General features: G+C 69.1%; 19 protein-coding genes and 1 pseudogene. 17 read left to right on the top strand and 3 right to left on the bottom strand.

Annotated features, from left to right (window positions below; translation table 11 throughout):
* A complete protein-coding gene (locus tag J3476_RS10625) occupies positions 1-1,323 on the top strand; it encodes a replication-associated recombination protein A (protein ID WP_207066457.1) in 1,323 nt (440 codons plus the stop codon).
* A gap of 70 nt (positions 1,324-1,393) precedes the next feature.
* On the opposite strand, the gene J3476_RS10620 is transcribed toward J3476_RS10625, so the two are convergent.
* The gene (locus tag J3476_RS10620) at positions 1,394-1,678 is read right to left on the bottom strand and encodes a GlsB/YeaQ/YmgE family stress response membrane protein (protein ID WP_207066456.1); all 285 of its coding nucleotides are present in this window, start codon (positions 1,676-1,678) and stop codon (positions 1,394-1,396) included.
* A gap of 152 nt (positions 1,679-1,830) precedes the next feature.
* Between J3476_RS10620 and J3476_RS10615 the strand changes: the two genes are divergently transcribed.
* A complete protein-coding gene (locus J3476_RS10615) occupies positions 1,831-2,160 on the top strand; it encodes a hypothetical protein (protein WP_207066455.1) in 330 nt (109 codons plus the stop codon).
* 16 nt (positions 2,161-2,176) lie between these two features.
* Here the strand turns inward: J3476_RS10615 and J3476_RS10610 are convergent, their stop codons facing one another.
* Positions 2,177-2,656: a MarR family winged helix-turn-helix transcriptional regulator gene (locus tag J3476_RS10610; RefSeq protein ID WP_207066454.1), complete on the bottom strand. Its 480-nt coding sequence runs from the start codon at positions 2,654-2,656 to the stop codon at positions 2,177-2,179.
* Between the two features lie 54 nt (positions 2,657-2,710).
* Between J3476_RS10610 and J3476_RS10605 the strand changes: the two genes are divergently transcribed.
* From J3476_RS10605 to aroB, 11 genes and pseudogenes are all read left to right on the top strand, one after another.
* A complete protein-coding gene (locus tag J3476_RS10605; RefSeq protein WP_207066453.1) occupies positions 2,711-4,429 on the top strand; it encodes a chloride channel protein in 1,719 nt (572 codons plus the stop codon).
* A 30-nt stretch (positions 4,430-4,459) separates the two neighbouring features.
* On the top strand, positions 4,460-4,852 hold the full coding sequence (locus J3476_RS10600) for a secondary thiamine-phosphate synthase enzyme YjbQ (RefSeq protein WP_207066500.1): 393 nt from the start codon (positions 4,460-4,462) through the stop codon (positions 4,850-4,852).
* 69 nt (positions 4,853-4,921) lie between these two features.
* Positions 4,922-7,618: an alanine--tRNA ligase gene (gene alaS, locus J3476_RS10595; protein ID WP_207066452.1), complete on the top strand. Its 2,697-nt coding sequence runs from the start codon at positions 4,922-4,924 to the stop codon at positions 7,616-7,618.
* Between the two features lie 32 nt (positions 7,619-7,650).
* Positions 7,651-8,148 (top strand): Holliday junction resolvase RuvX, encoded by a 498-nt coding sequence (ruvX, locus tag J3476_RS10590; protein ID WP_373889048.1) that lies wholly within the window; start codon positions 7,651-7,653, stop codon positions 8,146-8,148.
* Positions 8,141-9,388, top strand: coding sequence for an endolytic transglycosylase MltG (gene mltG / locus J3476_RS10585; RefSeq protein ID WP_207066450.1), 1,248 nt, complete (start codon positions 8,141-8,143; stop codon positions 9,386-9,388). The genes ruvX and mltG overlap by 8 nt, the downstream gene beginning before the upstream one ends.
* Before the next feature lie 60 nt (positions 9,389-9,448).
* Positions 9,449-10,270, top strand: coding sequence for a shikimate dehydrogenase (locus J3476_RS10580; protein WP_207066449.1), 822 nt, complete (start codon positions 9,449-9,451; stop codon positions 10,268-10,270).
* A 118-nt stretch (positions 10,271-10,388) separates the two neighbouring features.
* A complete protein-coding gene (locus J3476_RS10575) occupies positions 10,389-10,829 on the top strand; it encodes an A24 family peptidase (RefSeq protein WP_207066448.1) in 441 nt (146 codons plus the stop codon).
* A 40-nt stretch (positions 10,830-10,869) separates the two neighbouring features.
* On the top strand, positions 10,870-11,367 hold the full coding sequence (locus J3476_RS10570) for a DUF3237 domain-containing protein (protein WP_207066447.1): 498 nt from the start codon (positions 10,870-10,872) through the stop codon (positions 11,365-11,367).
* 44 nt (positions 11,368-11,411) lie between these two features.
* On the top strand, positions 11,412-12,629 hold the full coding sequence (aroC, locus tag J3476_RS10565; protein WP_207066446.1) for a chorismate synthase: 1,218 nt from the start codon (positions 11,412-11,414) through the stop codon (positions 12,627-12,629).
* Positions 12,629-13,129, top strand: a pseudogene (locus tag J3476_RS10560) (shikimate kinase); the annotation flags it as partial. The gene aroC and the pseudogene J3476_RS10560, both read left to right, overlap by 1 nt.
* Positions 13,130-13,293: 164 nt before the next feature.
* Positions 13,294-14,373: a 3-dehydroquinate synthase gene (aroB, locus tag J3476_RS10555; RefSeq protein ID WP_207066444.1), complete on the top strand. Its 1,080-nt coding sequence runs from the start codon at positions 13,294-13,296 to the stop codon at positions 14,371-14,373.
* Positions 14,374-14,382: 9 nt separating this feature from the next.
* Here the strand turns inward: aroB and J3476_RS10550 are convergent, their stop codons facing one another.
* Entirely contained in the window at positions 14,383-14,976 is a 594-nt protein-coding gene (locus tag J3476_RS10550) for a B-4DMT family transporter (RefSeq protein WP_207066443.1), read from the bottom strand.
* A 33-nt stretch (positions 14,977-15,009) separates the two neighbouring features.
* Between J3476_RS10550 and J3476_RS10545 the strand changes: the two genes are divergently transcribed.
* The 4 genes from J3476_RS10545 to J3476_RS10530 all read left to right on the top strand — a co-directional run bounded on the left by J3476_RS10545 (position 15,010) and on the right by J3476_RS10530 (position 18,472).
* Positions 15,010-16,095: a Xaa-Pro peptidase family protein gene (locus tag J3476_RS10545; protein ID WP_207066442.1), complete on the top strand. Its 1,086-nt coding sequence runs from the start codon at positions 15,010-15,012 to the stop codon at positions 16,093-16,095.
* A 21-nt stretch (positions 16,096-16,116) separates the two neighbouring features.
* Complete coding sequence (gene efp / locus J3476_RS10540; RefSeq protein WP_152516995.1) at positions 16,117-16,680, top strand: elongation factor P; 564 nt, start codon at positions 16,117-16,119, stop codon at positions 16,678-16,680.
* A gap of 74 nt (positions 16,681-16,754) precedes the next feature.
* Positions 16,755-17,228 (top strand): transcription antitermination factor NusB, encoded by a 474-nt coding sequence (nusB, locus tag J3476_RS10535; RefSeq protein WP_152516996.1) that lies wholly within the window; start codon positions 16,755-16,757, stop codon positions 17,226-17,228.
* A 20-nt stretch (positions 17,229-17,248) separates the two neighbouring features.
* The gene (locus tag J3476_RS10530) at positions 17,249-18,472 is read left to right on the top strand and encodes a S9 family peptidase (protein WP_207066441.1); all 1,224 of its coding nucleotides are present in this window, start codon (positions 17,249-17,251) and stop codon (positions 18,470-18,472) included.
* Positions 18,473-18,513: the final 41 nt, after the last annotated feature.

Below are 18,513 nucleotides of genomic sequence, written 5' to 3'. Positions count from 1 at the left end.
GTGTCCGAGAGCCTGTTCGACGTCCCCGCTGAGCCGGTGACCGGTGCCGCGGCTGCCGCGTCGGCACCGCTGGCCGTGCGCATGCGGCCGGCCTCGCTCGACGAGGTGGTCGGCCAGGCGCACCTGCTCAAACCCAACTCGCCGCTGCGGCGACTGGTCGAGGGCTCGGGCGCGGCGTCGGTGATCCTCTACGGACCTCCGGGGACCGGCAAGACCACGCTGGCTTCGCTGATCTCCCAGGCCACCGGCCGCCGCTTCGAGGCGTTGTCGGCGCTGTCGGCGGGCGTCAAAGAGGTCCGCGCGGTCATCGAAAGCGCGAGAAGCGCCGCCATCCGCGGTGAACAGACCGTGCTGTTCATCGACGAGGTGCACCGTTTCTCGAAGACTCAGCAGGACGCGCTGCTGGCCGCGGTGGAGAACCGCGTGGTCCTGCTGGTGGCGGCTACCACCGAGAATCCGTCGTTCTCCGTGGTGGCCCCGCTGCTGTCGCGCTCACTGATCCTGCAGCTGCAGCCACTGACCGCGGCCGACATCGCCACGGTGCTGCGACGCGCGATCGACGACGAGCGAGGTCTGGGCGGCACGGTGACGGTCACCGATGCTGCCGTGGAGTTGCTGGTGCAGTTGTCTGCCGGCGACGCGCGCCGGGCCCTGACCGCGCTGGAGGTGGCGGCAGAGTCCGGTCAGGAGATCGGCGTCGAGGTCGTCGAACAGTCGCTGGACCGGGCCGCGGTCCGATACGACCGCGACGGCGATCAGCACTACGACGTGATCAGTGCGTTCATCAAGTCGGTTCGCGGCTCGGATGTCGACGCCGCCCTGCATTATCTGGCGCGCATGCTCGTGGCGGGGGAGGACCCGCGCTTTCTGGCTCGCAGGTTGATGATTCTGGCCAGCGAGGACATCGGGATGGCCGACCCGTCGGCACTGCAGACGGCCGTGGCCGCAGCACAGACAGTTCAACTGATCGGCATGCCCGAAGCGCAGCTGACGCTGGCTCATGCCACCGTCCACCTGGCCACCGCGCCCAAGTCCAACGCCGTGACCACAGCGCTGGGCGCGGCGATGGCCGACGTCCGTGCAGGCAAAGCAGGGCTCGTGCCGGCCCATCTGCGCGACGGGCACTACTCCGGCGCCTCGAAGCTCGGCAATGCGATCGGCTACAAGTACGCGCACGACGATCCCGACGGCGTTGTGTCGCAACAGTATCCGCCGGACGAGCTGGTCGGTGTCGACTACTACCGGCCCACCACCCACGGTGGTGAGCGGGAGATCGCCACCCGGGTGGACAAGCTGCGCGCCATCATCCGTAGGCGCCGCTGAAACATCTGTGCCCAAGGTGATCCCGGCCGGTCGGGGTTCCGGCCGGGACCACGTCAGGGGCACTCAGTCGCTAGCGCGAGACTTTCGACCGCCCGCGTCCCATCAGCGCCGCGACCAGGCCGACACCGAGGGCCGCGACGATGACCTGGACGAGCAGCTCGAGCCAATCCACCCCCGACGTGGCGGTCGGGATGCCGATGGCGCCGGCCAAGGCGGTCCCGATCAACGCCGACACGATTCCGACGAGGATGGTCACCAGGATCCCGATTTTCTGCTTTCCGGGCAGCAGGAGCCGGCCGAGGGCGCCGACGACGATGCCGATGAAGATGGCGCTGATGATTCCGGTGACGGTCATGGTGTTCTCCAGGGCTGGCGGTGCGGGCTGCGGTCAGAAATACCCGGCGTGACAAGGCAATAAACGCGCGCGTCAACCGCGTGGCGCCTGCTCGCGACCGCTGTCGGGGTGTACCCCGCGAAACCGGCCCATGGACCGGTTTCGGGTGCCCGGTGGCGGGTAAGCGGATCGCGATGACGGATGATCGTGCGTTTCTCCAAAGCTATTCCGCGGTGCTCGTCGGGCTGGTGCTCTTCCTGGCGGGCAGCGCCGGACTCGGCATCTTCCTCACCATGGCCGGTGAGGGCATGTCGGAGGGTGCCGTCACGGCCGGAAGCTTCGGCGCGCTGGGTCTGGCGCTCGGCATCGGACTGCTGGTGGTGGTCTTCCGGCGCCGGGGCGGCCTGCTGCGCAGCCGCACATCGTCGGCGCAGCGCCGCAGATACCGTGCTGAGTATCGCGAAGCGGCTGGCGGCCAAGCCGATTCGGCACGTGCGGAATGAGTCGCCACCAGGTGCCCTAGCGCAGATGGTCTTCTTCGGCCGCGCCGACCGGCAGCTCACCGCCGGCCTCGGTGAAGGCGGACAACGCCCGTACCAGTCCGTGGCGCTCGGCCCGCGGCATCGTCGCGACGATGGCGGCGATCTCCGCGCGCCGCTTGGCGGTCACAGCGTCGACCGTGTCGCGACCGCGGGCTGACAACTCGGCGATCAGTTCCCGGCGCGACTCCGGATGCGGTCTGCGGTCGATGAGACCCGCTTCGACGAGGCGGTCCACCATCCGGCCCGCGGTGGACGGCGTCACGTCGAGCAGTCCCGCCAGGGTCGCCAGGTTCACCGGTCCGCGGGTGCGCAGGATCACCAGCGTGCGGAACTGGGGGAAGGTGAGGGTGTCGTCGACATCGGCGATCGAGCGGGCCGAGATCGCCACGAGGAGTCGCGATGCGCTCAGCAAGGCGTCGGTGATGGCATCGGAGGAATCGCCGGCGTTGTCGGTCACGTGGCGATCGTCACGCGATTAGCGCACCGGCAGCAACTGTTGCATACTGCAACAATGTCCCTGCGCAATGAGCTGGGCCATTGGTTGCGTGAGCGATCCTCGTCGCTGGTGCCCCTCGCCGTCGTGGTGGGTGTGTGTACCGGGTTGGGGGCGGTGGCGTTTCGATCGCTGATCAACGGATTCACCTGGCTGTTCACCGGACATCAGGACTACGCCGGACTGGGCCGGGTGGCCAGCGAACACCTCCCGTGGCTCGGCGTCGGCTTCCTGGTGGTGGTGCCCGCGGTGGCCGGACTGATCTACGGCCCGCTCGTGCACCGGTTCGCCCCGGAGGCCCGCGGCCACGGCGTTCCCGAAGTCATGTACGCGGTGTCGATGCGCGGCGGTCGGATCGCCCCGAAGGTCGCGTTGGTCAAATCGCTGGCCTCGGCGCTGTGCATCGGCGGCGGTGGCTCGGTCGGCCGCGAGGGGCCGATCGTGCAGATCGGCTCGGCGGTCGGGTCGGGTGTGGCCCAGTGGCTGCGGCTGGACACCGCCCGGGTGCGGTTGCTGTTGGCCTGCGGCGCCGCGGGCGGCATCTCGGCCACCTTCAACACCCCGCTGGCCGGGCCGTTCTTCGCGATGGAGTTGATCCTGCGCGACTTCGCCGCGCAGTCGTTCGGTGCGGTGGTGCTCTCCAGCGTGACCGCGTCCATCGTCGCGCGGGCGATCCTGGGCAACGAACTGTTTCTGACGCTGCCCTCGTTCAGTGTGCACAGCCCCGCCGAGTACCTGCTCTATGCGGCGCTCGGTGTCCTGGTCGGCGCGGTGGGCGTCGCGTTCTCGCGGGTGCTGTACCTGGTCGAGGATTTCTGCGACTGGCTCTGGCGCGGGCCGGAATGGGCCCGCCCCGCGGCGGGCGGACTGCTTCTGGGCTTGCTGCTGCTGGCGCTGCCGGAGATGTACGGGGTCGGTTACCCGGTCTTGCAGAACGCCATCGAAGGCCGATACGTGGTCGGCTTCCTGCTGCTGCTGATGGTCGCCAAGATGCTCGCGACCAGCCTGACCATCGGTATCGGCGGGTCCGGCGGAGTGTTTGCGCCCACGCTGTTCATCGGTGCGATGGCCGGTAGTGCCTTCGGTGCGCTGGCACACCTGGGCTGGCCCGAGTCCACCGAGGCGGCCGGCGCCTACGGGCTGGTCGGGATGGGTGCCGCCCTGGCCGGGGCGACGCGCGCCTCGATCACCGCGGTGGTCATCCTCTTCGAGCTGACCGGGCAGTACTCCATCATCCTGCCGTTGATGATCGCGATCGCGCTGGCCGCGGGGACCAGTCACCTGCTCTCGCGGCAGACCATCTACACGCAGAAGTTGTGGCGTCGCGGCGTCGACATCGACCGACACGCCAGCGACAACCTGACCGCGGCCGACGTGGCGGCGCCACCGGACCGCGTTCTGCACGAGCACATGCGGCTGCACGAGGCCGCGGAGTTGATCACCGGCGCCTCGGTCCCGCTGCTGCCGGTGTTGGCCTCGGACGGCCGGTACCTGGGCTGCGTCACCGCCGAGGACGCAGTGGCGGCCATCGAGGGCGGCAGCCCACCGCAGCACATCGACTCGCTCATCCAGCGGCTGCCCACCCTCGCCGTCGACGCGAAACTTCCCGACGTCATCGAGGCGCTCAGCGGTCACGGCGCCGCAGGACTGCCGGTCGTCGATGGTGAACCGGCGCGGCTGTCCGGATGGATCACCTATGAGAACGTGCTGAACAGGCTCACCGCCGACCTGCGGTGAGCTCGTAGGCTCGAGAAGATGAACACCGAAATGCTCGACGTCGGCACCTCGCGTCGACGGATCGTCGACCTGACGTCACCGGTGCGCGACTTCTGCGCCTCACATGGTTCCGATGGACTCTGCAACGTGTTCGTGCCGCACGCCACGGCGGGGGTGGCCATCATCGAAACCGGTGCCGGTTCCGACGACGACCTGGTCGACACGCTGGAGCGGCTGCTGCCACGCGACGATCGCTACCGCCACACCCACGGGTCGCCCGGCCACGGCGCGGATCATGTCCTGCCCGGCCTGGTGTCCCCGTCGGTGACGGTTCCGGTCAGCGACGGGGAACCGTTGCTGGGAACCTGGCAGAGCATCGTGTTGGTCGATCTGAACAGGGACAACGCCCAGCGCCACGTGCGGTTGAGCTTCCTGCCGGGCTGACGAGGGCGACCGGTACTGTGGTGCGGTCGAGTAATCGCAGGTGACTTGAGGATTAGAGGACGGCAGGACGTGCAGACACACGAGATCAGGAAGCGTTTCCTCGATCATTTCGTGCAGGCGGGCCACACCGAGGTGCCCAGTGCTTCGGTGATCCTCGACGATCCCAACCTGCTGTTCGTCAACGCCGGCATGGTCCAGTTCGTGCCGTACTTCCTCGGGCAGCGCACCCCGCCGTGGGCCCGGGCCACCAGCGTGCAGAAGTGCATCCGGACCCCGGACATCGACGAGGTCGGCATCACCACGCGGCACAACACGTTCTTCCAGATGGCCGGTAACTTCTCGTTCGGCGACTACTTCAAGGCCGGGGCGATCGAACTGGCGTGGACGCTGCTGACGAACCCGGTCGAGCAGGGTGGCTACGGATTCGACCCCGAGCGGTTGTGGGCCACCGTGTATCTCGACGACGATGAGGCCGCGCAGCTGTGGCGCGACATCGCCGGTCTGCCCGCCGAACGGATCCAGCGCCGCGGGATGGCCGACAACTACTGGTCGATGGGCATTCCCGGCCCGTGCGGTCCGTCGTCGGAGATCTATTACGACCGGGGCCCCGACTACGGCATCGAGGGTGGTCCGGAGGCCAACGAGGACCGCTACATCGAGATCTGGAACCTCGTGTTCATGCAGAACGAGCGCGGGGAGGGCACGTCGAAGACCGACTTCGAGATCCTCGGCCCGCTGCCCCGGCAGAACATCGACACCGGCATGGGGGTCGAGCGGGTGGCCTGCCTGCTGCAGGGTGTCGACAACGTCTACGAAACCGACCTGCTGCGCCCCGTCATCGATCTGGTGGCAGGTATCGCCCCGCGCGGGTACGGCCAGGGAAATCACGATGACGACGTCCGCTACCGGATCATCGCCGACCACACCCGTACCGCGGCGATCATCATCGGCGACGGCGTCAGCCCCGGCAACGAGGGCCGCGGATACGTGCTGCGTCGCCTGCTGCGGCGCATCATCCGGGCGGCCAAACTGCTCGGTGTCGATCAGCCCGTCATGGCAGACCTGATGGTCACCGTGCGCGACGCGATGGGCCCGTCGTATCCGGAACTCGTCAGCGACTTCGACCGGATCCAGCGCATCGCCGTCGCGGAGGAAACCGCGTTCAACCGCACTCTGGCCTCCGGTTCGCGACTGTTCGACGAGGCGGCCCGCAGCACGAAGGCCTCCGGGGCGGACAAGCTTTCCGGCAGTGACGCCTTCACGTTGCACGACACCTACGGCTTCCCGATCGAACTGACCCTCGAGATGGCGGCCGAGGCCGACCTGAGCGTCGACGAGGAGGGCTTCCGCAGCCTGATGGCTGAGCAGCGCCGCCGCGCCAAGGCCGACGCCGCGGCCCGCAAACAGGCCCACACCGACCTGTCGGCGTACCGCGAACTCGTCGACACCGCCCCCACCGAGTTCACCGGGTTCGACGAATTGACTACCGAGGCAACGATTCTCGGCATCTTCGTGGATGGCAAGCGGGTGCCGGTGGTGGCTCATACGGGCCGCGACGGCGCCGGCGAGCGGGTGGAGCTGGTGATCGACCGCAGCCCGTTCTACGCCGAGTCCGGCGGCCAGATCGCCGACGAGGGGACCATTTCAGGCACCGGTTCCTCCGGGACCGCCAAGGCCGCGGTGACCGACGTGCAGAAGATCGCCAAGACATTGTGGGCGCACCGCGTCGTGGTGGAATCCGGCGAGTTCGTCGAGGGGGACACCATCGTCGCCGCCGTCGATCCGCGCTGGCGCCACGGCGCCACCCAAGGCCACTCGGGCACCCACATGGTGCACGCCGCGCTGCGTCAGGTGTTGGGTCCCAACGCAGTTCAGGCCGGCTCGCTCAACCGCCCAGGTTATCTGCGCTTCGACTTCAACTGGCAGGGCGCGCTGACCGAGGACCAGCGCACGGACATCGAGCAGGTCACCAACGAGGCGGTCGAGGCCGATTACGAGGTGCACAGCTTCACCACCGAACTCGAGCGAGCCAAGGCGATGGGCGCGATGGCGCTCTTCGGCGAGGCCTACCCCGACGAGGTGCGGGTCGTCGAGATCGGCGGACCCTTCTCGCTGGAGCTCTGCGGCGGTACCCACGTGGGCAGCTCGGCGCAGATCGGGCCCGTGACCATCCTCGGCGAATCGTCGGTGGGTTCGGGCGTGCGCCGGGTCGAGGCGTACGTGGGGATGGATTCCTTCCGCCATCTGGCCAAGGAGCGCGCGCTGATGGCCGGATTGGCTTCGTCGCTGAAGGTGCCCTCCGAGGAGGTGCCCGGCCGCGTCGCCACGCTCGTCGAACGGCTGCGCGCCGCCGAGAAGGAACTCGACCGGCTGCGGATGGCGAACGCGCGCGCTGCGGCGGGCAACGCGGCAGCGGGTGCCGAGCAGATCGGTGAGGTCCGTGTCGTGGCCCAGCGCATGGCCGGTGGCATGTCCGGCGGTGACCTGAGGTCGTTGGTGGGCGACATCCGCGGCAAGCTCGGTAGCGGGCCGGCGGTCGTCGCGCTCATCGCCGAGGGCGACAACGACGCGGTGCCGTACGTGGTGGCGGTGAATCCGGCCGCCCAGGACCTCGGGTTGCGGGCCGACGATCTGGTCAAACAGCTCGGGGCCGCGGTCAACGGCCGCGGTGGGGGGAAAGCAGATCTGGCACAGGGATCCGGTAAGGGGGCGGCGGGTATCGACGCAGCATTGGCGGCGGTACGCGCGGAGATCGGCCGGGGCTAGCAGGGGTGGCCGCGACGAACGACCCTGACCGGGTGCCTGACCGGCCGGGTGATCCGCACTGCCCTGACCCTGGACCGGGGCGCCGCCTCGGCGTCGACGTCGGCACCGTCCGCATCGGTGTCGCGGTCAGCGATCCGGGCGCGGTCCTGGCCACCCCGGTGGAGACGGTGCGGCGGGATCGGCGTTCGGGGGCTCATCTGCGCCGGCTGGCCGCGCTAGTCGACGAATATCAGGTCGTCGAGGTCATCGTCGGGCTGCCCCGCACGCTGGCCGATCGAGCGGGCTCCTCGGCCCGGGACGCGATCGAGGTGGCCGATGAGCTGTCCGGCCGCATCGCGCCGGTGCCGGTGTGGATGGCCGACGAACGGTTCACCACGTTGACTGCGCAACGATCATTGCGTGAAGCTGGGGTCCGCGCCCGCGGTCAGCGCTCGGTGATCGATCAGGCGGCGGCAGTGGGGATTCTGCAGAACTGGCTGGACCAGAGGCGAGCGGCAGCAGCCGCGCACGGAGAGGTCACCGATGACTGACGATTGGGCCAGCGACCGCGCCGAACCGCTGGCGGTGGGACCGCCGCGAAACCGGATGACCCGCCGAGAGCGTGCCCGGGCCGCCCGCTACCGGCGCAGGCGCCGGACCGCCGCGGTGCTCGCGGTGGGCGTGCTGATCGTGGTCGCCATCGGTGCGGTGTTCCTGGGTTCGCAGCTCTGGCACTCTCTGTTCGGCGGCTCGGCCGACGACTACGCCGGTGACGGCGTCAACGACGTCGTCATCCAGGTTCACGAAGGCGACTCCACGACGGTGATCGCCCAGACTCTGCGCGACAGCAACGTGGTCGCGACGGTGTCGGCGTTCGTCACGGCCGCCGACGGCAACTCCGCCATCTCGGCAATCCAGCCCGGCTTCTACAAGGTCCGCACCGAGATCCCGGCCGCCGATGCGGTCGAGCGCCTCGCCGATCCCGCGAACCGGGTGGGCAGGCTGGTGATCCCGGAAGGCCGCCAACTCGACGACGTGCGCGACGTCAAGACGAACGCCGTGACCGACGGAATCCTGACACTGATCGCCGATGCGTCGTGTGTGGATCTCGATGGCGAACGTCGCTGCGTGTCGGTCGACGACCTGCGCAACGCCGCTGCCGCGCTGCCGCCCGAGGCGCTCGCGGTGCCCCAGTGGGCGGTAGCACCCGTGCTGGCGATGGGCCCCGACCACCGGCGACTGGAGGGTCTCATCGCCCCGGGCACGTGGAACGTCGACCCGTCGGCTCAGCCCCGGGACATGCTCGGCGCGCTGATCGCCGCCGGCAGCGAGGTGTACGAGCAGAACGGCCTGCTCAACACGGCGACGTCGCTCAACATGACCCCTTACCAGGTGCTGACCGTCGCCTCGCTGGTTCAGCGCGAGTCCACCCCGGAGGACTTCGCCAAGGTGGCCAGGGTGATCTACAACCGGCTGGCGGAGCAGCGCACGTTGGAGTTCGATTCCACGGTGAACTACGCGCTGGACCGCATCGAGGTGGCCACTACCGACGGGGACCGCTCGCAGGAGACGCCGTGGAACACCTACCTGCGCCCCGGCCTGCCGGCCACCCCGATCTGTTCGCCGGGCCTGCCGGCACTGGCTGCCGCCGAGGCGCCCGCGCCGGGAGACTGGCTGTACTTCGTGACGATCGACATGCAGGGCACCACGCTGTTCACCCGCGAGTACGAGCAGCACCTGGCCAACATCGAGCTGGCGAGGCGAAACGGTGTGCTCGATTCGGCGCGATGAGCCGTTGCGCCCCACCACGCCGCCGCGCGAGCAGTTGTCGATGACGAGCCGACCGCACCGATGAGCGGCCCCGGCGGCGCCCGGCGGGCCGCGGTGCTCGGTTCTCCGATCGCCCACTCGCGGTCCCCGCAGTTGCACCTGGCGGCCTACCGGGCGCTGGGCCTCGACGACTGGACATATGACCGCATCGAGTGCACGGGTGAGCAGCTGCCTGCCGTGGTGGGCGGGTTCGGCCCGGAGTGGGTCGGGGTGTCGGTGACCATGCCGGGCAAGTTCGCGGCGTTGCGGTTCGCCAGCGAGGCCACCGAGCGGGCCCAGCTGGTGGGATCGGCCAACACGCTGGTCCGCTTCTCGGGTGGGTGGCGTGCCGACAACACCGACGTCGACGGGGTGCGTGGCGCGCTGGCCGGAGTGCGGACCGCTGAGCGGTGCATGGTGGTCGGCTCCGGCGGAACGGCCCCGGCGGTGGTGGTCGGCCTTCTCGAGCTCGGCGCCCGACGGATCACCGTGACCGCCCGCAACGCGGAGAAGGCCGCGCCGTTGGTCGACCTGGCGCGCCGATGCGGCGTGGAGGCGCGGTTCTGCGATGTCACCGGCGCACGTCTGGCCGACGAGGTGGCCGGCGTCGATGTCGTGGTGAACACGGTGCCCGCGGACGCGGTGGCGCGTTACGCGCCGATCCTGTCGGCGACGCCGTGGCTTCTCGACGCGATCTACGACCCGTGGCCCACCCCGCTCGCGGCTGAAGTGGCGGCGCGGGGAGGTGGGGTGGTCAGCGGGCTGGAGATGCTGCTGAACCAGGCCTTCAGTCAGGTCGAGCAGTTCACCGGGTGTGTGGCCCCCCGCGATGCCATGCGGGCGGCCTTACGCGCGCCGGACTGACCGGTGGCCGGCGGGGACGCCGGACTGACCGGCGGCCGGCGGGGGACGCCGAGCTGGACCGGTGCCCGGCCGGGAAAAGGTGCGTCGCACCGCCCGGCGTGTGACTTAGCCTGAGCGGATGGGGTCGACCGGGGGAGTGCTGGTTGCCCTCGCCCTGTCTGCGTGGCTGATCACGTTGAGCGCGTTCGACATCCGGCAGCGGCGACTGCCCAACGTGCTCACCCTTCCCGGTGCCGCGATCGTCCTCGCCGGCGCGGCGATCGCCGGCTACGGGAGGGGTGCGACGCTCGGGGCTGCCGCACTGTTCGCGGCGTACGCCGCCGTGCATCTGATCGCGCCGGCTGCGATGGGCGCCGGAGACGTCAAGCTGGCCATCGGGGTGGGTGCGTCGACCGGAGCCCTCGGTCCCGACGCGTGGGCGCTCGCCGCGCTCTTGGCTGCGGCACTGACCATGGGCTGGGCGGCGGTGCTGCTCGCGACACGTTCGGACGCGACAGTGCCCCACGGTGTTTCGATGTGTATCAGCGCGGCCGCGGTGCTCTGGCTCGTGTTGCCCTGAGGTACTTGCCACTCCCGGTGGCCGAGCGCATCATCTAAGTATGTCTGACTATACTCAGATCGTGGCCGACGGGCTGCCACTCCTCTCGGCCCTGCCGGTCGAGCATCTGTTCGACATGCGGGTCGACCTGGAACCCGTTCAGTTCATCCCCACCCCAGTCGGAACCAGGATGACTTTCGTCACCACCGGCGGGGCGGTCGATGGTCCCCGGCTGCGCGGTGTGCTGCGGCCCGGGGGCGGTGACTGGGTGACCCTCGGTGCGGACGGTATCGGCCGCGCCGACGTACGCGCGACCATCGCGACCCACGACGGGGTGTTGATCCATCTCGAGGCGCGCGGCGTCATCGCAGTGCCGTCCGACGGCCTGGCACGGCTCGCCGACGGCGAGGCGTTGCCGTTCGCGCAGACCTATGTACGGACGACCCCCCGCTTCGAGACGTCCGACGAGCGCTACGAATGGCTCACCGGGGTCACCGCCGTTGCCTACAACGCCCTTCTTCCGGATCGCGTCGACTACCGGGTGTATCGCGTGCTCTGATCCGCGCGTGGGTCCGGTGTGGTCGTCGTGCGAAAATGGGACACGTGTTGCGATGGACGACTGCAGGCGAATCCCACGGCCGTGCGTTGGTGGCCATGGTCGAAGGCATGGTCGCCGGCGTTCATGTGACCTCCGACGAGATCGCGGACCAGCTGGCCCGCCGTCGACTCGGCTACGGCCGTGGTGCCCGGATGAAATTCGAACAGGACCAGGTCACGATGCTCGCCGGTGTCCGGCACGGCGTGACCCTCGGTGGCCCGATCGCGATCGAGATCGGCAACACCGAGTGGCCGAAGTGGGAGTCGGTGATGGCGCCGGACCCGGTGGATCCGACGCTGCTGGCCGACAGCGCGGCCCGTAATGCGCCGCTGACCCGCCCCCGCCCCGGTCATGCCGACTATGCGGGCATGCTGAAGTACGGCTTCGACGACGCCCGCCCGGTTCTCGAGCGCGCCAGCGCCCGCGAGACGGCCGCCCGGGTGGCTGCCGGCACCGTTGCCCGGGCGTTCCTGCGTGAGGCGCTGGGGGTCGAGGTGGTGTCGCACGTCATCTCCATCGGCGCGTCCGACCCCTATGACGGCCCACCGCCGCGGGCCGCGGATCTCGCGGCGGTTGACGCCAGCCCGGTGCGGGCCTTCGACAAGGCCGCCGAGGAACGAATGATCGCCGAGATCGAAGCCGCCAAGCGGGACGGCGACACGCTCGGCGGTGTGGTCGAGGTCGTCGCGCACGGACTCCCGGTCGGACTGGGTTCTTTCACCAGTGGCGACAACCGCCTCGACAGTCAGCTGGCCGGAGCGGTCATGGGCATCCAGGCCATCAAAGGTGTCGAGATCGGCGACGGATTCGAGACGGCACGCCGGCGAGGCAGCGTCGCCCACGACGAGATCTATCCCGGCTCCGACGGCGTCACCCGCTCGACCAACCGCGCCGGCGGTCTCGAGGGCGGCATGACCAACGGCCAACCGGTGCGGGTGCGCGCCGCGATGAAGCCCATCTCGACGGTGCCACGCGCCTTGGCGACGGTGGACATGTCCACCGGCGAGGAGGCCGTCGCGATCCATCAACGTTCCGACGTCTGTGCGGTGCCCGCCGCCGGCGTCGTCGTCGAGACGATGGTTGCCCTGGTGCTGGCACGCGCCGCGCTGGAGAAGTTCGGTGGTGACTCGCTCAGCGAGACCCGGGCCAACATCGACAGCTACCTGCGCTCCGTGGCCGCCCGTGAGCCTGCCGGCGCCGATGCGGCGCGGGCCTCGGGCTGATGGCTCCGAAAGCCGTGCTGGTCGGCCTGCCCGGTTCGGGCAAGTCCACGATCGGGCGGCGCTTGGCCAAGACGCTCGGTCTGGAGATGCTCGACACCGACGCCGCCATCGAGAAAGCCACCGGCCGCACGATCGCCGACATCTTCGGCACCGACGGTGAGGCGGAGTTTCGCCGCATCGAGGAATGCGTGATCCGCGATGCGCTGGCCAACCACGACGGGATCCTGTCGCTCGGCGGCGGGGCCGTCACCACCCCGGGGGTCCGCGAAGCGCTGGCCGGTCACACGGTGGTCTACCTCGAGATCAACGCGGCGGAGGGGGTGCGCCGCACCGGTGGCTCGACGGTGCGCCCCTTGCTGGCCGGCGGCGACCGCGGGGAGAAGTTCAAAGCACTGATGAGCCAACGGGTTCCGTTGTATCGGCAGGTGGCCACGATGCGGGTGAACACCAACCACCGCAATCCCGGTGCCGTCGTGCGTCACATCGTGAACCGCCTGGAGAATTCCGCGTCGCGGACGGACCGGCGCCGTCGGCGCCCGGCGTGGCGCCGCGCTCCGTGGTCGCTGACCGCCGCCCCGTCCACCGAAGCGCCGCCCAGTCCGGCCGCGGTGGCCGCCAAGAAGGGCCGCGGCTCCTCCTCCTCCTGCTCACGAAAGGACAGCCCGTGACGGAACCGGTGACGGTGGACGTCCGCACCGACCCGCCTTACCCGGTGATCATCGGTACCGGTCTGCTCGGCGACCTGGCCCGCATCCTGGAGGGCCGGCACAAAGTGGCGATCCTGCACCAGCCCGTCCTCGCGCAGACCGCCGAGGCGATCCGTGCCCACCTCGCCGAGAGGGGCATCGACGCGCACCGCATCGAGATCCCCGACGCCGAAGCGGGCAAGGAGCTGCCCGTGGTCGGTTTCATCTGGGAGGTACTCGGCCGCATCGGACTGGGCCGCAAGGACGCCGTGGTCAGCCTCGGCGGCGGAGCCGCGACCGACGTGGCCGGGTTCGCCGCTGCGACGTGGCTGCGCGGAGTCGACATCGTGCACATCCCGACCACGCTGCTGGGCATGGTCGACGCCGCGGTGGGCGGCAAGACCGGTATCAACACCGACGCGGGCAAGAACCTCGTGGGGGCATTCCATCAGCCGGCTGCCGTGCTGATCGACCTGGCCACGCTGGAGACGCTGCCGCACAACGAGATCATCGCCGGCATGGCCGAGGTCGTGAAGGCCGGTTTCATCGCCGACCCGGTGATCCTGGACATGATCGAGGCCGATCCCGATGCGGCCCTCGACCCGACCGGCGCGGTGCTGCCGGAGCTGATCCGGCGTGCCGTCGCGGTGAAGGCCGACGTGGTCGCCGCGGACGAGAAGGAGTCGCAGCTCCGGGAGATCCTCAACTACGGGCACACGCTGGCACACGCCATCGAGCGTCGTGAGCGCTACCAGTGGCGCCATGGCGCCGCCGTGGCGGTAGGGCTGGTGTTCGCTGCCGAACTGGGCAGACTGGCCGGCAGACTCGACGACGAGACCGCCCAGCGGCACCGTTCGATCCTGGAGGCGTTGGGGCTTCCGGTGACCTACGACGCCGACGCGCTGCCGCAGCTGCTCGAGGCGATGCTCGGGGACAAGAAGACCCGGGCCGGGGTGCTGCGCTTCGTGGTGCTCGACGGGTTGGCCAAACCCGGCCGGCTGGAGGGGCCGGACCCGTCGCTGCTGGCGGCGGCGTATGCCGAGGTGGCTCGCGGGTAGCTGGTCAGCTCAGTTGTCGCGCCTGGTCTGATCGTCCTCGGCCACCGCGATCGGGGAGGTGTGCGGCTCGGCCTCCGCGCCACTCTGCGCGGTGGTGTGGTTGTCGTCGCGGTCATCGCGCACCGCGGCGAACACATCGGTGTCGGCCCGGTCGTCGTCCTCGCGGCGACGTTCCATCGGCGGCGCCTTGCGGTCGACGAGCCAGTGACCCAGGCCCACCCCGACGATCGCGCTGAGGAAGACCAGCAGCGCGGTGAACGCCGCGAAGGTGGTCAGCTCGTTGAGCAGGCCCTCGACGTAGAGGTTGTTGTAGAACAGCCCGATGAACCAGGCCACCGCTCCGCTGACCACACCGGCGAACAGACCGGCCAACAGCCACGTCATCGCCAGGTCGGCCCGGCGTTCCGGGTCGGGGTTCTTCTTGGCGTCCGAGCGGCCGTCGACGTAACCCCACAGCAGGGCGACAACCGCGTACGCGGCGACCAGGATCGCGCTGATCATCGTCGCCCGGGTCTCCCACACGTTGATCATCGCTCCCTGGAGTAACCGGACGATCACCATCAGGGCGGCGAACATCAGTCCGCGCAGCAGCCACTTGCTCATGGGGCCTCACCTTAGCGAGTAGCGTCGTGCGCTGTGACGATTTCCCAGCGCCGTGACCGGTTACGGCAACGTCTGGTGGACGCCGAACTTGATGCCATGCTGGTATCGGACCTGATCAACGTGCGTTATCTGTCCGGATTCACCGGCTCCAACGCGGCCCTGCTGGTGCTCGCCGAACACGAAACGCCGGTGCTGGCCACCGACGGCCGCTACCGCACCCAGGCCGCGCATCAGGCACCTGACGCCGAGGTGGTGATCGAGCGTGCCTGCAACCCGCATCTGGTCGGGCGGGCCGCTGCCATGGGAGTGCGCCGACTCGGCTTCGAAAGCCACGTGGTGACCGTCGACGCGTTCGCCACGTTCACGCGCGAGGCAGGGGAGCGCTGCGAACTGGTCCGGGCGGCCGGCACCGTCGAAGGGCTGCGCGAGGTGAAGGATTCCGGCGAGCTGGCGTTGCTGCGGCTGGCCTGTGAGGCCGCCGATGCCGCGCTGACGGACCTGGTGCAAAAAGGCGGGTTGCGTCCGGGCCGCAGCGAGAAGGAGGTCCGCAACGACCTCGAGGCGCTGATGCTGGTGCACGGTGCCGACGGCGCGTCGTTCGAGACGATCGTCGCGTCGGGAGCGAATTCCGCCGTTCCCCATCACCGGCCCACCGATTCTGTGCTGGCTGCCGGTGACTTCGTCAAGATCGACTTCGGTGCTCTGGTTGCCGGCTACCACTCGGACATGACCCGCACGTTCGTGTTGTCACCGATCGCCGACTGGCAGCGCGACATCTACGAGTTGGTGGCCACCGCTCAGCGCGCCGGCCGGGAAGCTCTGGCCCCGGGGGTGGCGCTCAAGGATGTCGACGCCGCATCGCGCCAGGTCATCGCCGAGGCGGGATACGCCGAGAACTTCGGCCACGGCCTCGGTCACGGCGTGGGTCTGCAGATCCACGAAGCGCCGGGAATCAACGGGGCGGCCGCCGGTACACTGCTTGCTGGCTCCGCGGTGACCGTCGAGCCCGGTGTCTACCTGCCCGACCGTGGTGGAGTCCGCATCGAGGACACGCTGGCGGTCACCGGAGACAGCCCCGAACTACTCACCAGGTTTTCCAAGGACCTGGTCGTCCTCTAGAAGCTAGGAGTACAACCCACCGTGGCAACGACCGCCGACTTCAAGAACGGGCTCGTCCTGCAGATCGACGGCCAACTGTGGCAGATCGTCGAGTTCCAGCACGTCAAGCCCGGCAAGGGCCCGGCCTTCGTGCGGACCAAGCTGAAGAACGTGCTGTCCGGCAAGGTCGTCGACAAGACCTACAACGCGGGGGTGAAGGTCGAGACCGCAACCGTGGACCGCCGCGATGCCACCTTCCTCTACCGGGACGGCTCGGACTTCGTGTTCATGGATTCCGAGGATTTCGAGCAGCATCCGTTGCCGGATTCACTCGTCGGCCGTCTGGCCGACTTCCTGCTGGAGAGCATGCCGGTGCAGATCGCGTTCCACGACGGTGCGCCGCTGTACCTGGAACTGCCGGTGACGGTCGAGCTGGAGGTCACCCACACCGAGCCGGGGCTGCAGGGTGACCGGTCCAGCGCGGGAACCAAGCCGGCGACCGTCGAGACCGGTGCCGAGATCCAGGTTCCGTTGTTCATCAACACCGGTGACAAGCTGAAGGTGGATTCGCGCGACGGCAGCTACCTGGGAAGGGTCAATGCCTGACACCTGGGCGAGCGGAGCGAAGCGAAGCGACGGGATGGCTGACCTGGGCGAGCGGAGCGTAGCGGAGCGACGGGATGGCTGACCGCAGGGGTGATCGCGGGCGGCACCAGGCCCGTAAGCGGGCCGTCGATCTGCTGTTCGAGGCCGAAGCCCGCGGCATCACCGCGGCCGAAGTGGCCGACGCCCGTAATGCGCTGTCCCACCATCAGGCCGACGTGGCGCTGTTGAATCCCTACACGGTGACCGTCGCCCGGGGCGTGACCGAGCATGCCGCCCACATCGACGACCTCATCGCGACGCACCTGCAGGGGTGGACGCTGGACCGGCTGCCCGCCGTCGACCGCGCCATTCTGCGCGTGGCGGTGTGGGAGCTGCTCCACGGCGTGGATGTGCCCGAGCCCGTCGCGGTCGACGAGGCGGTCGAACTGGCAAAACAACTCTCGACCGATGAGTCACCCGGCTTCATCAACGGCGTGCTGGGCCAGGTGATGCTGGTGACACCTCAGATTCGGGCGGCCGCCCAGGCGGTGCGGGGCACCGGCGAATAGTTTCCGCGGGAGGAGATCGCGTGACCGATACCACCGTTCGCAGCAGTACGCGTGTCACCGGCTTCGACGATCCTGAGCTCGATTTCCAACTCCTGCGCCAGCTGGGGTCCGCCTGCTATGGCGGCGCCTCGATCGGCGAAACGCTGGCGGTGGCGGCACGTATTCGAGAAGCCGGACCGCAGGCGTGGTCCGAGGAGTTCGCGGCGCTCGCCGAGCGGCAACGCGCTGATGCCGATCAGCGGGCGTCAGCCGGCCATCACCTCAGCGCCCGGGAACGTTATCTGCACGCCTCGAACAGTTTCCGTGCAGCCGAGTACTTTTCGCCCTTCGGCGCCGATCGCCATGTCGAGCTGGGTCTCGCGAGCCGGGCCGCATTCCTGGCCGCACTGGGGCCGGTGGGGGTGGAGGAGATGTGGCTGTCCTGGCGTGGCCAACGCCTGCCGGGGTACTGGTTCGTCCCGCCGGGTGCCGCACCAGCGGGACCGACGCTGGTCGCCACGAGCGGGTTCGACGGCACCCTCGAGGAAACCTACTTTCAGATCGGGTTGTCGGCACTGCAGCGCGGCTGGCGGGTGCTGCAGATCTGTGGCCCCGGCCAGATGGACACTGCCCGCACCGAGCCCGCGACGCATTTCGTGCCCGACACCGAGTCCTGGGTCTCGGCGTGGCTCGACCAGATCATCGAACGTCCCGGCGTCGACCCGGACCGATTGGCCCTGCTGGGCATCAGTTTCGGTGGTTACTTCGCGACGAGAGCTGCCGCGCACGACACCCGGGTGCGTGCGCTGGTGGCCAATTCGCCGGTGATCGATCTGCGTGCCTACATGGTGTCGTTTGTCGCCGGGATGGGTGGGGACCCCGCTGAGGTGTTCACCCCCGAGGAGGATTTCAGTCTCGACGACATCGACGAGATCCCCGATGAGGAGATGCCCCCGACCATCAAGGAGATGTCGCGGTCGCTGATCCGGCGATTCGGCCAGACGACATTCCTCGGCACCTTCGAGTATCTGCGACAGTTCACCGTCGACCCCGCCTTGATCGCGTGTCCCGCTTTGGCGTTGGTGGGATCGGGGGAGGGAGGCGAGCCTCTGCGGCAGTACGAGGTATTCGCCGACCAGGCATCCGGTCCGGTGACGAGGCGGATGTTCACCGGCGCCGAAGGCGCCGATACACACTGCCAACTCGGGAATCTGACCCTGTCGAACGCGGTCACGTTGGACTGGCTCGACGCCACGGTGGGCTGACCACCGCGCTCAGCACGAGGCTATGCGGCGTTGAAGGTGAT

This window comes from Mycobacterium sp. PO1, assembly GCF_017312405.1.
Classification (GTDB): domain Bacteria; phylum Actinomycetota; class Actinomycetes; order Mycobacteriales; family Mycobacteriaceae; genus Mycobacterium.
Note: the sequence above shows the minus strand (reverse complement) of the source record. Positions and strands in the feature narration are given on the sequence as shown.

Coding starts and splice junctions, on each gene's coding strand:
- J3476_RS10620 (WP_207066456.1), bottom strand. CDS start 1,678: ATGACCGTCACCGGAATCATCAGCGCCATCTTCATCGGCATCGTCGTC.
- J3476_RS10550 (WP_207066443.1), bottom strand. CDS start 14,976: ATGAGCAAGTGGCTGCTGCGCGGACTGATGTTCGCCGCCCTGATGGTG.
- J3476_RS10600 (WP_207066500.1), top strand. CDS start 4,460: ATGCTCGACGTCGGCACCTCGCGTCGACGGATCGTCGACCTGACGTCA.
- mltG (WP_207066450.1), top strand. CDS start 8,141: ATGACTGACGATTGGGCCAGCGACCGCGCCGAACCGCTGGCGGTGGGA.
- J3476_RS10580 (WP_207066449.1), top strand. CDS start 9,449: ATGAGCGGCCCCGGCGGCGCCCGGCGGGCCGCGGTGCTCGGTTCTCCG.
- J3476_RS10570 (WP_207066447.1), top strand. CDS start 10,870: ATGTCTGACTATACTCAGATCGTGGCCGACGGGCTGCCACTCCTCTCG.
- nusB (WP_152516996.1), top strand. CDS start 16,755: ATGGCTGACCGCAGGGGTGATCGCGGGCGGCACCAGGCCCGTAAGCGG.
- J3476_RS10605 (WP_207066453.1), top strand. CDS start 2,711: ATGTCCCTGCGCAATGAGCTGGGCCATTGGTTGCGTGAGCGATCCTCG.
- J3476_RS10575 (WP_207066448.1), top strand. CDS start 10,389: ATGGGGTCGACCGGGGGAGTGCTGGTTGCCCTCGCCCTGTCTGCGTGG.